Genomic DNA, 13,549 nt, shown 5'->3' with positions numbered 1-13,549 from the left:
TTTAAATCGACATCTTCAAAAGAATTACGTTTTGGTTTTTTTCATTTGCGCTATTCAATTTTCAAGGTCCTGTTTTTCATTTGTCATTTCCGCAATGTCTTGCGGCGACTTATTTATAATATCATCGATTATTTCTAATGTCAATATCTTTTTTTGTTTTTTTTCATAATTTGTTAACACGAATTTTACATGAAACAAACTATTTGGTGCACACAATCTGTAGTGCTTGTTTATAATACCAAATTACATTTTTGAAGTCAACACCTAAATTGAAAGAAAATATATTCAGTTTTTTCCGAATTGTGTGTGTATTTTTTTCTTCTACTATATGTTGATAATTTATGTGTTTCTCTAGCGCTATGTAAATCAATACGCTTACATCGTTTTCAAAATACATACGTCTATACTCAACTAAAATCTTTTGAATCTACATATTCTATGATAAAATATGATTAGGGTTACGAAACAAAAGGAGGCCTCATGCACAGTGAAAACTCAAAATTAACGCTTCGCAGGTTACCAAAACTTATGCTTGGGTTTGTAATTATAGCTATTGGTATCAATTTAACTATTTACGCCAACATGGGATTAAATCCTTGGGGTACTTTTCACCAAGGTATATCAAGTATAACTGGCATTCGATTTGGTGCAGTATCACAAATTACTGGTATAGTTATTATTTTCATTTCTTTAGCTATAAAACTATATCCTGGTATTGGTACACTCCTTAATATGTTTTTTATAGGGTATTTTGTAGATTTATTTGATCAACTTCATTTTATTCCACAAGTTGATACATTGCCTGTAAGGATTTTATACCTTGTTGTTGGTACATTTTTATTTAACTACGGCATCTTCGTATATCTTAGCTGCAAACTTGGCGCAGGACCAAGAGATGGTTTATTAGTAGGTTTAGTAAAAATCACTGGATTAAGCGTATCTATTATGCGACCTATGATTGAAGTAACAATAGTAGTTATTGGAATATTACTTGGTGGTTCATATGGAGTAGGAACACTTCTCAATGCCTTCGGTGGTGGGTATATACTAAATTCTATCTTTAAGTTTTATAATTTCAATCCAAAAGAATCAAAACAGATGGTGATTACTGACTTAATTAAAATCAAATAGAGCATACAACTCAACAAAATAGAAAAGCAGTATCAATAATTACTAAGACTTTCAAGATGTCTTCAGCTAATTGATACTGCTTTTTTTATCGTAAGTCCCCTACAAGATGTTGAGTACTTTCATATGCATAATCTTCTAAATATTGAGTTACGCCCTCTAGAGCCATTTTAGGCAATGTAGGATTCACGAAATTTCCTGTACCTATTGCAATCGCAGATGCACCCGCTAACATAAATTCCACAGCATCACCCCCCGACATTATACCGCCCATTCCAAGTATAGGAATCTTGACAGTCTGATATACATCATGTATCAATTTTATAGCTATTGGTTTGATTGCAGGTCCGGATAGCCCTCCACTTCCTCTTTTCAAAACTGGTCTTCTAGAATGAATGTCAATTGCCATACCAGTTACTGTATTTATCATAGATATACAGTTTGCACCTTGTTCCTCAACTATACGTGCAATTTCTTTTATATCAGTAACATTAGGAGATAGCTTTACTATTAAATGTTTCGAGGTTGCTTTTCTTACTTTTGAAACAACTTCTTTAACAACCTTTGGGTTAGTACCAAAAGCTAAACCACCATTTTTTACATTTGGACATGAAATATTTAACTCAATTGAATCCACATCTGCTTGATCTAGTATACGTGCAATTTCGCAATATTCATCTATTGTATTTCCATTTATATTGGCAATTATTTTCAAATCATACTGCCTTAAAAATGGAATTTCCTGTCTAATAAACTCATATACTCCTGGATTTTGAAGACCTACACTATTGATCATTCCCATTGGGGTCTCTGCAATGCGTTTACCTTCATTGCCTTTCCTTGGCTCCAAGGTTAACCCTTTCACCGAAATTGCTGACAAAATATTAAGATCCATATATTCGGCATATTCTCTTCCAAATCCATAAGTTCCCGATGCAACAGTTATTGGATTCTTTAACTCTAATCCATTTAAGTCTACTTTTAAATTATGCTTCATCGAATATCACCTCATTAGAATAAAACATTGGTCCTTCTTTGCACTTTCTAACATGTTTGTAATCAAAATCACCATCTTTTACTTTGCAAGTACATACAAGACAAGCACCAATGCCACATGCCATTTTTTCTTCCATTAGCAATTGTAATTTCAACCCAAATTTATCAGCAACTTTCGTTATGCTTCTCAGCATCGCTTCTGGACCACATGCAAATATTGCATCATAACTACTCTCTTTCACCAATTGTTCAAAGTATCCTGTGACATAGCCCTGTTTATAAGCGCTATTTTTCTCAGAAATTATCTCATTATGCATTGAGTTTCTAATAAATTCCTCACTGAAGATCGGTAAATCTCTAAAACCAATAACGGAATCACATTCAACGTCATTTTGAGATAGATATTCTAGTAGTCCTTTTATTGGAGCAACGCCTATTCCACCACCTAAAAGCAATACTTTTTTTAGGTTACCATCAATTTCAAACCCATTACCTAATGGTCCCATAATTTCTAAATAACTGCCTACTGCTTTATGGGCTAACCATTCGGTCCCTTTACCCAAAACCTTTATCGTAAACTCCAAGGTCTCATCAGTAATCTGACTCACAGATATCGGTCGTCTGAGTAACGGCAATCCAGAAGTAGTAGCTAGAATATTAAAAAACTGTCCCGGGATGATTGTTTCAACTTCCACTGGACGCTCAACTGTAATTTTAAAAATATCATCTTGAAGTTGTATTGTTTCAATTATTTTTACTCTTCCGCTAAATTTCATTGAAAACTCCTCATATCCAGTATTTCTTACCCGCTTTCTCTAGCGCATCGTTAATTGCTGTCTGCATTTCAAGCGTTGCTTTTCTAGCCGCTTCTTGATAGTGTAATCCCATTTTTTCAAATGCAAAGATAATTCCTCTCGAAGAATTTACAAGTGCCCCTAAACCATCTGCATTAAAAGCTCCTAAAACATCGTTTGCACCGCCGCCTTGTGCACCATAACCAGGTACTAAAAATATTGCTTTTGGCATTTTTTTTCTTAAAAGTTCAAGTTCTTCTGGATAAGTTGCACCTACTACTGCCCCGATTTGTGAATAGCCCATTTCACCATATATTTTTTCATTCCAAGTATTTACTATTTCAGCTACTTTTTCATATACTTTTTCTTTATCTACTTGTAAATCCTGTATTTGACCTGAAGTCTCATTTGATGTTTTCACCAAAATAAAAAGCCCTTTGTCATACGCCATTACTTCTTCCATAAATTCTTTCATACAATCATCCCCTAAATAAGGATTAACTGTTGCAAAGTCAGCTTCAAATGCAGAATGATAACTGTTTCCTATTTTGGTTTTTCCAAGATGTGCAATTGAATACGCTTTTGAGGTTGAACCAATGTCTCCTCTTTTTATATCGGCAACGACAATGAGTCCTTTAGATTTTGCATACACACAAGTCTCTTGATACGCTCTCAACCCCTCTAAACCATATTGTTCATAAAAGGCAATTTGAGGTTTTACTGCAGGTACCAAATCATATACAGCATCAATTATGCCCTTGTTAAATTCAATTATGCTCTCAGCTGCTGCTTTAAATGTCTCACCATCTTCAAGAAAATGCTTCTCCACTATTTCTTTTGGCAAATTCTCTAATCTTGGATCTAGCCCTACTACTATCGGACTCCTCTTTTCAATAATCATCTTAATCAACTTATCTGATAACATAATTCCTCCCACTTTTTTTTGAGTACACCACTTTACCATGATGTATCGTCATCAATATATCTCCTTTTCCAGGGTAACCATTAAATGGTGTGTTTTTTCCTTTTGAAACAAAAGTGTCACTATTAATAAGCACTTCTTGATCGAGATCAGCTATGACTATATCCGCTACATACTGTGGTTCAATTGATCCCACATTTTCAAGTCTAGCTATTCTAGCAGGCTTTTCTGTTAACATCTCAATTAAATGCATTAAGTCTATTGCTCCACTTTCAACCAAAGCCTTATAACTTACTGAAAAAGCGCTTTCAATTCCGCTGATACCAAAGCTTGCATCCCCATATGATTTTTCTTTACTAGACAACTCATGTGGCGCATGATCAGTCGCAATAACTTCAATGATTCGATTTTTAATCGCGTCAACAACTTTCAAACGATCATTTTCACTTCGGATAGGCGGATTTACTTTGCAAAGAGTAGATGTCATATCCACAGTTTGATTACTTAAAGCAAAATGATGAGGTGCAGCTTCACCGGTCACTTCTAAACCTTCATTTTTCGCATTTTTGATTGCATCAATTGCTCTATCTGTACTCACGTGAGAAACGTGAAGAATTCCATTTGTTTCTTTGCAAAGAGAGATATCTCTTTCTACTATATCGGATTCTGCATTTGTTGGATAAATCTTTTCTCTAAAAGCTTTAGTAACTTCATGATCTTCAGAATGCGTCATAACGGGTCTATTCCATTTTCTAGATGACAAAAAGGCTTTTCTCATAAAATCTGAATTCATCGTAGTATGTCCATCATCAGATAACGCTACAGCGCCAGTTTCAAATAATTCATCATGGTTGCTTAGTTCATTTCCGGCGATATTCATAGTAATTGCACCTGCAGGATATATACTGATCACACTATCAGATTCAATGATTTTTTTTAAGTGCTCTAAAACTTCTTTAGAATGCAACGCAGGGCTTGTATTGGGCATGCATACAACACTTGTATAACCACCTTTTGCACAAGCACGACTGCCAGTAAATATTGTTTCTTTTGATTCGAATCCCGGTTCTCTTAAATGAACATGCAGATCAATAAATCCAGGAAAGACATAGTTTCCTTTTACATCAATCACTTGAAAGCCTTCTCTTATTTCAATTGAATTTGATACTTCAACAATTTTATCGCCTTCAATCAATACGTCCATTTTTCCATTTAGTCCAGTTTTTGGATTAACTACAGTACCATTTCGAAGTAAAACCATCCATACCTCCATTACAAATAAAAAAATAAAGTTCTAAATAAAACATTTACACATCAAGTTCTCAGATTCTGTCACAAAGTTTATTATTACAAAAAAAACGCCCTGGCACCTGCCAAGACGTAGAATAATCCTATAAAACGCATCATTCACCTTGCAGGTCTCTCGTACCTGTTTAAAGGTTTTAATTTCCTACAATTTATCATAACCCTCTGACCACGTCAATAGCATAAAACTTTATATTTCCTAATCTAATTTAAATAAAAGTAATACTTTTTTAGGTTGACCTTGTTTAACTCATTATGATATGATGATTTCAATAAGAATTTACCTTTAATTTGATCCGAGAGATTGAAAAGGAACTATGACTATATTTATGATAGAAGTCTATACCTTTGCGTCTCTGCAAAGGTATTTTTTATTTCCATACTTTAATCTGATTCAGAGAAATCAAAAGGAGGAACATATGAGACATTTAATTGAGCCAGAAGATTTTACACTAGATGAAATCGAGGAACTGGTAGATACAGGAATTGAGATTTATAACAATCCGAAAAAATACAGCAAAGTGTGCGACGGAAAGATACTGGCTTCACTATTTTTCGAACCAAGCACTCGGACCAAGTTCAGCTTCGATAGCGCAATGATGCGACTAGGTGGCAATGTCATTGGGTTTGCAGATGCGGATACAAGTTCGACAAAAAAAGGGGAAAGTTTAGCTGATACTATAAAAGTAATGGGTTACTATGCTGATATCATCGTAATGAGACATCCTAAAGAAGGCGCTCCAAAATTAGCTTCACAATATTCTGCTATCCCAATCATCAATGGTGGTGATGGTGGACATCAACATCCTACTCAAACACTAACTGATTTAATTACAATAAAAAAATACAAAGGAACTATAAGTGGACATAGCGTTGCATTTTGTGGTGACTTAAAATATGGTCGAACTGTTCACTCACTTATCAGAACACTTGCACGCTTTGGGACTAAGAAATTTGTACTCGTTTCTCCAGAAGAATTAAAGTTGCCTGAATCACTTAAAAGACAACTCGTTGAAAAATTTGGTGTTGAGCTTCAGGAAGTCCCTTATTTAGAAGAAGTAATTGATGAAGTTGATATCCTTTATATGACACGCATCCAAAAAGAAAGATTTTTTAATGAAGCTGATTACCTAAAACTCAAGAATTCTTTTAAGCTTACACGTGAAAAACTAAAAAATGCAAAAGAAGATATGATAATTATGCATCCTCTTCCTAGAGTTAATGAAATTGCTTATGACGTAGATGATGATCAACGGGCAATTTATTTCGAACAATCAGAGATGGGGGTTTATGTAAGAATGGCACTGATCACTAAACTTTTGGAGGTGGGACCATATGCTAGAGGTTAATGGAATTGAAAATGGAATCGTTATTGACCATATTGGTGCTGGAAATGGTATCAAAATATTTAATTTGATGTTCGCTGCAACTGATCATCCAGTAGTACTTCTAATGAATGTTAAAAGTGAGTTGTTTGGAACGAAAGACATCATAAAAGTTGAAAATGTTTTTGACGTAGATCTAAATCATCTCGGATTAATAGATCCCAAAATAACAGTAAATGTCATTAAAAATGGTAAACTCTTCGAAAAAGTTAGTGCTACTATTCCTAAAACCATTAAAGGTGGGATAAAGTGTCAAAATCCAAGATGCATTACACATTCTGATGATTATGCTATTCCAGAATTCACACTTGTCAAAGCTAATGGAAAACTAGAGTACGAATGCTCCTATTGTGAAGAAATTACAACTTACAAAATTTAAAAGTCTATAATATAAAAAAGCTTGGCATTTGCCAAGCTTTTTATCATATAAATGGTGATTGTATCTATAGATAATATATCCGTAGATTTTATTATTCCACTATAAAAACATCTTGTTATGTCTAATCCCTAAATATGCTGTTGCTGCACCTGCAACTAACATAATCGCAGCAATTATATTCATCATCGTTAATAGTCCACTTGTAAAAGAAAGTGAAAAATTGTAAATTCCGGCTAATTCGGCAATATATGCATCATAACCAGTATTTAAGGCTATAAATATACTCTTAAAATGCACCACACCAACCATTATAGCTAATGGTACTATTGTACATCCTGTAATTAATCCATTTAGACTTCTTTTCTTCATACCCCTTAATCCAATAAAAACTGGAACTACCATAATAAGCGGTAGTATATAGCCAAAATATTGAGGTGTTAAAAGGTAGAAAAACATGGTCGTCACCATAAAAGCTCTCAAGATCATCGTAAGTGGTTTCATATCATCTCTAAAATCATATAATGCCGCTTCACAATATCTTAAAAAATACTTTAACTTGTTTTCGTCCTTAAGATTCCCTGGTTTTAACAATTCTACACCACGCTTACACAGACTATCATAAGTAGGTACGTGCGCTTCAGTAATTTCTAATACGGCGTACTTCGCCTCTAAATTAACGACTTCAGTTACATATTTTTCTAATTTTTTTTCTTTATAATATTTGCTCAAATTTCCCTGGAGCTGTGTGAACACATCTGTCAGTGCCTTACCCATGAAAACCTCCAAAATAAGCCCCCACTACTAGTAGGGGCTTATAATAATTATTTACTATGCTTGATTAATTGAGATAATGTTACTGCTACTGCCGAAAGGATAATTCCCCATGCCAATAACATAAATGTTAATGCACCTGCAGACATATAATTACCTCCTTATAAACGTACGATAACTTCATTTTTATCAAGTTCTTCTCTATAAGAGCGCTTGATTGAAGCATACGTAACAATACAACCTAGAGCGACAACACCAAATACAACGAGACGACCTGCGATTACCCATGGAATCAACGCATCATTACCCGCAACAAAAGTTGGGATAAGTTTGTAATAACCTTGTTTTGCAGTGTCAACAACATACATTACAAGTACAACTATCATTGCAATTGGAGTGATTCCTTGAATAAATAACTTATAGAACCAGCTTGGTACTTTCCAGTAACTGCCTCTGTTGATCTCAGGAAGACCCTTTTCTCTAAATAACCAGCCAGTAACGATGATCTCTGTCATCCCTAAGATGAAGAGGAAGAAGTTACCAACCCAGTTATCAACTTCTGTAAAATACATCAAATCTGCAGTTTTAGTCAATATAGGCTCAAGTGCTACTGGTAAACCTACAATTATATAACCAATGAAAACTAAAACTGATGCTTTCTTTCTAATTGCGCTTGTATTTTCCATAATCAATGAAACTAAGTAGTTATACATAGCAACTGCTGATGTTAATCCAGCAAAAGATAATAATAAGAACCATAAAGCACCAATTAGATTACCAAAGCCCATTTCCTTAAACAAACTTGGCAGAGCGATAAATGATAGACCAATACTTGCACCGACACCATCTGGTCCCATAAATGCATAAGCTATTGGAATCGCAATTGTACCACCTAAGATAACTTCAGCCAACTCATTAAGAGCAACTGTTGTTAATCCAGATAAAACGATATCATCATCTGGTTTAAGGTAAGATGCATAATTACAAATAATACCCATACCAATTGACAATGTGAAGAAAATTTGTCCACATGCAGCCATTGTTGCTGCCCAGTTTAGTTCTGACCATCTTGGAGACCAAATAAAGTTAAGGCCTGCTATTGGTGTCCAATCTGGATGTGCTGCATTTGGCGAACCAAGTGTAAGTGTTCTGATAATAAGAATAATACCGAATACATAAATTGTAGGCATCAAGATCTTAGCCATACGCTCAACGCCTTTTTGAATCCCACCCATTGCTGTAAACATCAATGTGGTCAGAGCCAAGAGCCAAAAGCCAAATACTAATCCTGGATTTTGAATATAATCCGCGAAAAATTGTCCTGTACTTTCGACATTCATATACGAACCTGTTAATGATAATACTGTATAACCCATCGTCCAACCTATAATATGGTTATAATATGAGTTTACAAGTAGTGTAACTGCAAGTGCTAGTCCACCTGCAAGCGACCCTATTAGAATAGCAGTTCTAGGCTTAACACCTTCACGTGCTTGTAAATATACCATCGGTCCTAATGTTCCATGGCCATACTTACCACCCATCCTACCTAAGCTCCACTCTACTAACATAAGTGGAATACCCATTAAGATTAGTGCCCCAAAGTAAGGTAGCATAAATGCACCGCCCCCATTTTTAGCGGCTTGATACGGATATCTCCAAAAGTTCCCTAAACCAACAGCATTTCCTGCCATTGCGAGGACTAAGCCAAGCTTACTTCCCCAATTTTCACGCTTTTCTGACATTAAAAAACCCCCTTTCAACGTAATTTTATATTATTATAATTGTTACAAAAACGCAACAGTAAAAAATAAACTATATGGATTTTCATCATAAAAATTCAAAAAAAAACAGTAGCTTTATATGTTTTTTTTAAAAACTTCACGCTACTGTTTTGAACTATCTTGTATTTCCAATCGTTTTAAGATTTTTTTAAATTATTCAACAAAACAACATCTTATATAATTTTGTATATATTCTATATTTATTAAAATAAGTATAGATTATAATTAACTTTAAATACTCAAACCATATTTTTTTATGATAATTGCTTCTGCAACTTTAATACCATCTACTGCAGAAGAGGTAATTCCTCCAGCATAACCAGCGCCTTCTCCACATGGATAAAGCGCTTTATGACTAATCGATTGATACGTATTGAAATCTCTTATAATTCTAATTGGTGATGAACTTCTAGACTCAATTGCAGTCATAACAACTCGTGGGTCTGCAAAACCTGGTATCTTATTATCAAAATTAACCAAAGCCTCACGTATTGCCTCAGATATAAACCCAGGTAGAATTTTATCCAATGATGTATATATAACTTCCGGGGTGTATGTTGGTGTTAATGCATTCATTTCCTGATTGTAATCTATATTATATTGCTTATAGTAGTTCTGTGCTTTTTCTATATTTCTTTTTTCATCTTTGATAAAGGTCTCAAGTTTTTCAACAGGTGCATTATAAGTTGAACCGCCTGCCAAATAAGCTTCTTTTTCTAAACGTTGTTGGAATCTCACACCGGCAAGAACATCTTCACCTTCAAAATCTTCAGGTACAACGTTTACTAATAAAGCACTATTAGCATTCGATAAGCTTCGACTATGATAACTCATACCATTTACGACTAACATGCCCGATTCTGAAGATGAACCGACAACTCTCCCACCAGGACACATACAAAATGAGTATACACTTCTACCGCCAAGTGTACTATAGGTTAGTTTATACTCTGCAGCACCTAATTTATCACTTGAATGATATTTCCCATATTGTGCTACATTGATTAATTTTTGAGGGTGTTCTATTCTTACACCTATTGCAAAAGGTTTTTTTTCTATAGATACCTTTTTCTCGGCTAAAACTTCAAATAGAGATCTTGCACTATGACCTATCGCCAATACAGCAGCATCAGTTACCATACGATCTCCATGTTGTGTGACAATCGTGATTAATTCACCATCCAATTCTGATTCTATATCAGTAACTTTGGTATTAAATCTCACTTCTCCACCTAGCTCAATAATTTGTGCTCTTAAAGACTTCACAACATCACAAAGTATATCGGTTCCTATATGGGGTTTATTTCTATAAAGAATATCTTCAGGAGCACCTGCTTCTACAAGTTTTGAAAGGACAAAATCAATTCGAGCATCTTTAATCCGCGTTGTTAATTTCCCATCTGAAAAAGTGCCCGCCCCACCTTCGCCGAACTGCACATTTGAGTTGACATTTAATGTACCATCTTCCCAAAATTTTTCTACACTTTTTTGTCTTTGATCAACTTCTTCTCCCATTTCAAGAACAATTGGTTTTAGCCCAGCAAGTGCCAATTGTAAAGCAGCATAAATCCCAGCAGGACCAAAACCAATAACTATTGGTCTAAGGCTTACTTCGGATTTTTGAGCTTCAATTTGATCTTTATATCTCAAATCAATTGATTCAAATGACTTAGGCGCTTCTTTAAATCCATTTTGAAGCAAAAGCTTCTCTTTATTAACTTCAATATCAATGACGTATGAAAAAGTAATATCTTTTCTAGCATCAATTGATTCTCTTATAATTTTATATTTTTTAATTTGGTCTAATGATATTTTTGCCTTTTTTGCTATTTTTTTTCGTATTGTCTCATCATTAAATTGCTCGTCGATATTAAATTTAACTTCATTAATTCTAATCATTCTTAGATTCATCCTTTAATTGTTCTTGTATTTGATTATTGATCTGATCTTTTAGTTCTACCATTCCTAAGCCTTTAGCCCTCTCGATTATTTCGTCATCAGAAAGCATTGAATGAAATATTTGTTGATCTTGAAAATAAGATAGTACACCATATGCCATTAAAGATAAACCTATTATCAATAATACAAAATAAGTGAACATTTTTTTTATGTTGAAAACGAGTCCCATAGTTTTTACGATTCCTCCATCTTCTAGCGTCCATAGCATTATGGATTAATTTTTTTAAATACATCCCAAATGTCTTCTGTTTCGAAACCCCTTCTCCACATTGCTGCACCTCTTAAATTTAACTCACTAACAATATTGAGTTTTGCACTGATCGTTTCCGCGTTTTCTATCCACATTTTAACCTGTGCATCTTCTTCAAAAAATGTTGCATAGTAGAGTTGATCTACTTCATCCCATATAGGGGTCAATTGGTATTTCTCCAATAAATTATTTTGTGCTTCCATTCCGATTGCACTTGATTTTGTTCTATATTGATTCGCTTTTTCACTTGAAGGATATTCTCTCCAAACTCTTGTGTACAGCGGAATTCCCATAACCAGTTTGTTACTATCAACAACTTCAGCTAACTGATCCATATGATGTTTGACCCAATCATATGACGATACTGGTCCACTGATCGGACTTGATGCCCAATGTTCATCATATGACATTATAATTAAAAAGTCTACAATTTGACCGAGTTTTTCATGATCATAACATTTAGACCAAGTATCACTTCCTCCCATGACAGTAACATCCATAGAGAGTATGACACCTGCTCTGTTTGCATATACTGAAAATTCATGGATGAAGTGTGTCAAAGCATCTTTATCCTCTAAATATACATTTTCAAAGTCTATATTGATACCTTCATATCCATAATTTAAAGCTTCTTCTAACATAATATTGATAAAATGTTTTCTTGCATCAGAATTATACAAAAAAGAATGTGTAAGGTCCTTGTCAAATGCATTACTTACTAACGCCCACACCTGATACCCATTTGATTTAGCCCAACTTACATAATCTTTCGAAGCTTTAGAACTTACTTTACCACTTGCATCCTTTAATTCATACCAAGTTGGAGAAATAACATTTAAAGGACCCATTGGTCCAATTTTACTCGTATCCGGATTATAACTGTAAACTGCCTCCCATGTCATCACAATATTTTCTGGCGCATTTTTACTAACTTTGAGTTGATTTCTCTTCTCACCGGATTTCGTGGTAATTTGTTCTGAGCCTTTTATCTCTATAAAACCTGCTGTATTGTCTTCGCTTATGATAAAAAACGATTTCGAATCGGTAGGAAATACATAAAGAGATGTATTTTTTTCTATACCAACAATTTCTGTTTTGCTAAATAGGTTTTTTAATTTAAAGAGAAAACTAATATCAAATCTATTTTGAAGATAAACATCTAATTTTTCTTGGTCAGAAAATACTAAACGCTCGTCATCGATTTCAACTATATTATAATTTTCAAACTTATTGATGATCACTAAGTTCTTACCTTCAACATAAGGTTGCTCTACGAAACCTAGCGCCTCTCCTTCTTCAATTTTATTTAAAGCAGTGAGACTTATATACCATTCATCATCCACATTTTTGAGCTCTACTTTTTGATCCAGCATACTTTGATCTATCATTACGTTACCATTTGAGTCGATCTCAAGTTGATGATTGCCATCAACTATAGATAATTTATTTAAAGCCTCGTCAAAAAAATATGTGATCCAACTTGTTGATAAATTCTCGACATGCATATAACTTATCTGATTTACAAACTTTTCATTAAGTATCCATTTAGAATTCATATCAATTTTAGCTTCAAATGGTTTTACTAAAACTGCTTTTGGCTCAGCCTTTACAATTTGAACAGGATTTAAAACAGAGTTGATTTTTCTTCTCACCTTCAGGTTCGATTCAACATCTATTGCTAAAAATACTGCTGCAATTACTACAAGTACTATTACCAAGCTAAAAAATGCTAACACTGTCTTTTTCATTTTACCCTCCTGTCTATTTGCAAAGAAGTCTATATCCAAGGACCTTTTATTACTCGCTGTGGATAAATGAATTTCCACATTATTTTCACACATCTGTGGATAACTTGTAATTATTATACCACAGATAT

Annotated in this window: 12 protein-coding genes; 3 read left to right on the top strand and 9 right to left on the bottom strand. The window is 34.1% G+C overall.

Going from position 1 to position 13,549, the window contains the following annotated elements; translation table 11 throughout:
* The first annotated feature begins 480 nt into the window (after positions 1-480).
* Positions 481-1,131: a YczE/YyaS/YitT family protein gene (locus QE109_RS16845; RefSeq protein ID WP_281095727.1), complete on the top strand. Its 651-nt coding sequence runs from the start codon at positions 481-483 to the stop codon at positions 1,129-1,131.
* Positions 1,132-1,216: 85 nt separating this feature from the next.
* On the opposite strand, the gene QE109_RS16840 is transcribed toward QE109_RS16845, so the two are convergent.
* From QE109_RS16840 to QE109_RS16825, 4 genes are read right to left on the bottom strand one after another with little or no spacing between them, the layout of a single operon-like run.
* Positions 1,217-2,125 (bottom strand): dihydroorotate dehydrogenase, encoded by a 909-nt coding sequence (locus QE109_RS16840; protein WP_281095726.1) that lies wholly within the window; start codon positions 2,123-2,125, stop codon positions 1,217-1,219.
* Complete coding sequence (locus QE109_RS16835) at positions 2,115-2,900, bottom strand: dihydroorotate dehydrogenase electron transfer subunit (protein ID WP_281095725.1); 786 nt, start codon at positions 2,898-2,900, stop codon at positions 2,115-2,117. Before QE109_RS16835 ends, QE109_RS16840 begins: the two co-directional genes overlap by 11 nt.
* Positions 2,901-2,910: 10 nt before the next feature.
* A complete protein-coding gene (gene pyrF / locus QE109_RS16830) occupies positions 2,911-3,843 on the bottom strand; it encodes an orotidine-5'-phosphate decarboxylase (RefSeq protein WP_281095724.1) in 933 nt (310 codons plus the stop codon).
* Positions 3,830-5,101 (bottom strand): dihydroorotase, encoded by a 1,272-nt coding sequence (locus QE109_RS16825; protein WP_281095723.1) that lies wholly within the window; start codon positions 5,099-5,101, stop codon positions 3,830-3,832. The genes pyrF and QE109_RS16825 overlap by 14 nt, the downstream gene beginning before the upstream one ends.
* A 463-nt stretch (positions 5,102-5,564) precedes the next feature.
* On the opposite strand from QE109_RS16825, the gene pyrB reads away from it, so the two are divergent.
* Both pyrB and QE109_RS16815 read left to right on the top strand, forming a co-directional pair.
* A complete protein-coding gene (gene pyrB, locus QE109_RS16820) occupies positions 5,565-6,494 on the top strand; it encodes an aspartate carbamoyltransferase (RefSeq protein WP_281095722.1) in 930 nt (309 codons plus the stop codon).
* Positions 6,481-6,909, top strand: a complete 429-nt coding sequence (locus tag QE109_RS16815) for an aspartate carbamoyltransferase regulatory subunit (protein ID WP_281095721.1) — start codon at positions 6,481-6,483, stop codon at positions 6,907-6,909. The genes pyrB and QE109_RS16815 overlap by 14 nt, the downstream gene beginning before the upstream one ends.
* Before the next feature lie 99 nt (positions 6,910-7,008).
* Here the strand turns inward: QE109_RS16815 and QE109_RS16810 are convergent, their stop codons facing one another.
* The 5 genes from QE109_RS16810 to QE109_RS16790 form a co-directional block, all read right to left on the bottom strand.
* Positions 7,009-7,683 (bottom strand): hypothetical protein, encoded by a 675-nt coding sequence (locus QE109_RS16810; RefSeq protein ID WP_281095720.1) that lies wholly within the window; start codon positions 7,681-7,683, stop codon positions 7,009-7,011.
* Between the two features lie 158 nt (positions 7,684-7,841).
* The gene (locus QE109_RS16805) at positions 7,842-9,425 is read right to left on the bottom strand and encodes a sodium:neurotransmitter symporter family protein (RefSeq protein ID WP_281095719.1); all 1,584 of its coding nucleotides are present in this window, start codon (positions 9,423-9,425) and stop codon (positions 7,842-7,844) included.
* Between the two features lie 270 nt (positions 9,426-9,695).
* On the bottom strand, positions 9,696-11,363 hold the full coding sequence (locus QE109_RS16800; protein ID WP_281095718.1) for an NAD(P)/FAD-dependent oxidoreductase: 1,668 nt from the start codon (positions 11,361-11,363) through the stop codon (positions 9,696-9,698).
* Positions 11,356-11,631, bottom strand: coding sequence for a hypothetical protein (locus QE109_RS16795; protein ID WP_281095717.1), 276 nt, complete (start codon positions 11,629-11,631; stop codon positions 11,356-11,358). Before QE109_RS16795 ends, QE109_RS16800 begins: the two co-directional genes overlap by 8 nt.
* Entirely contained in the window at positions 11,631-13,421 is a 1,791-nt protein-coding gene (locus tag QE109_RS16790) for a glycosyl hydrolase family 18 protein (RefSeq protein ID WP_281095716.1), read from the bottom strand. The genes QE109_RS16795 and QE109_RS16790 overlap by 1 nt, the downstream gene beginning before the upstream one ends.
* Positions 13,422-13,549: the final 128 nt, after the last annotated feature.

The sequence above is a fragment of the Fusibacter bizertensis genome (assembly GCF_029914245.1).
In the GTDB taxonomy this organism is placed as follows: domain Bacteria; phylum Bacillota; class Clostridia; order Peptostreptococcales; family Acidaminobacteraceae; genus Fusibacter_C; species Fusibacter_C bizertensis.
Note: the sequence above shows the minus strand (reverse complement) of the source record. Positions and strands in the feature narration are given on the sequence as shown.

Excerpts from the sequence above, each read along its gene's own strand:
- QE109_RS16845 (WP_281095727.1), top strand. The coding sequence starts at position 481 with ATGCACAGTGAAAACTCAAAATTAACGCTTCGCAGGTTACCAAAACTT.
- QE109_RS16840 (WP_281095726.1), bottom strand. The coding sequence starts at position 2,125 with ATGAAGCATAATTTAAAAGTAGACTTAAATGGATTAGAGTTAAAGAAT.
- QE109_RS16835 (WP_281095725.1), bottom strand. The coding sequence starts at position 2,900 with ATGAAATTTAGCGGAAGAGTAAAAATAATTGAAACAATACAACTTCAA.
- pyrF (WP_281095724.1), bottom strand. The coding sequence starts at position 3,843 with ATGTTATCAGATAAGTTGATTAAGATGATTATTGAAAAGAGGAGTCCG.
- QE109_RS16825 (WP_281095723.1), bottom strand. The coding sequence starts at position 5,101 with ATGGTTTTACTTCGAAATGGTACTGTAGTTAATCCAAAAACTGGACTA.
- pyrB (WP_281095722.1), top strand. The coding sequence starts at position 5,565 with ATGAGACATTTAATTGAGCCAGAAGATTTTACACTAGATGAAATCGAG.
- QE109_RS16815 (WP_281095721.1), top strand. The coding sequence starts at position 6,481 with ATGCTAGAGGTTAATGGAATTGAAAATGGAATCGTTATTGACCATATT.
- QE109_RS16810 (WP_281095720.1), bottom strand. The coding sequence starts at position 7,683 with ATGGGTAAGGCACTGACAGATGTGTTCACACAGCTCCAGGGAAATTTG.
- QE109_RS16805 (WP_281095719.1), bottom strand. The coding sequence starts at position 9,425 with ATGTCAGAAAAGCGTGAAAATTGGGGAAGTAAGCTTGGCTTAGTCCTC.
- QE109_RS16800 (WP_281095718.1), bottom strand. The coding sequence starts at position 11,363 with ATGATTAGAATTAATGAAGTTAAATTTAATATCGACGAGCAATTTAAT.
- QE109_RS16795 (WP_281095717.1), bottom strand. The coding sequence starts at position 11,631 with ATGCTATGGACGCTAGAAGATGGAGGAATCGTAAAAACTATGGGACTC.
- QE109_RS16790 (WP_281095716.1), bottom strand. The coding sequence starts at position 13,421 with ATGAAAAAGACAGTGTTAGCATTTTTTAGCTTGGTAATAGTACTTGTA.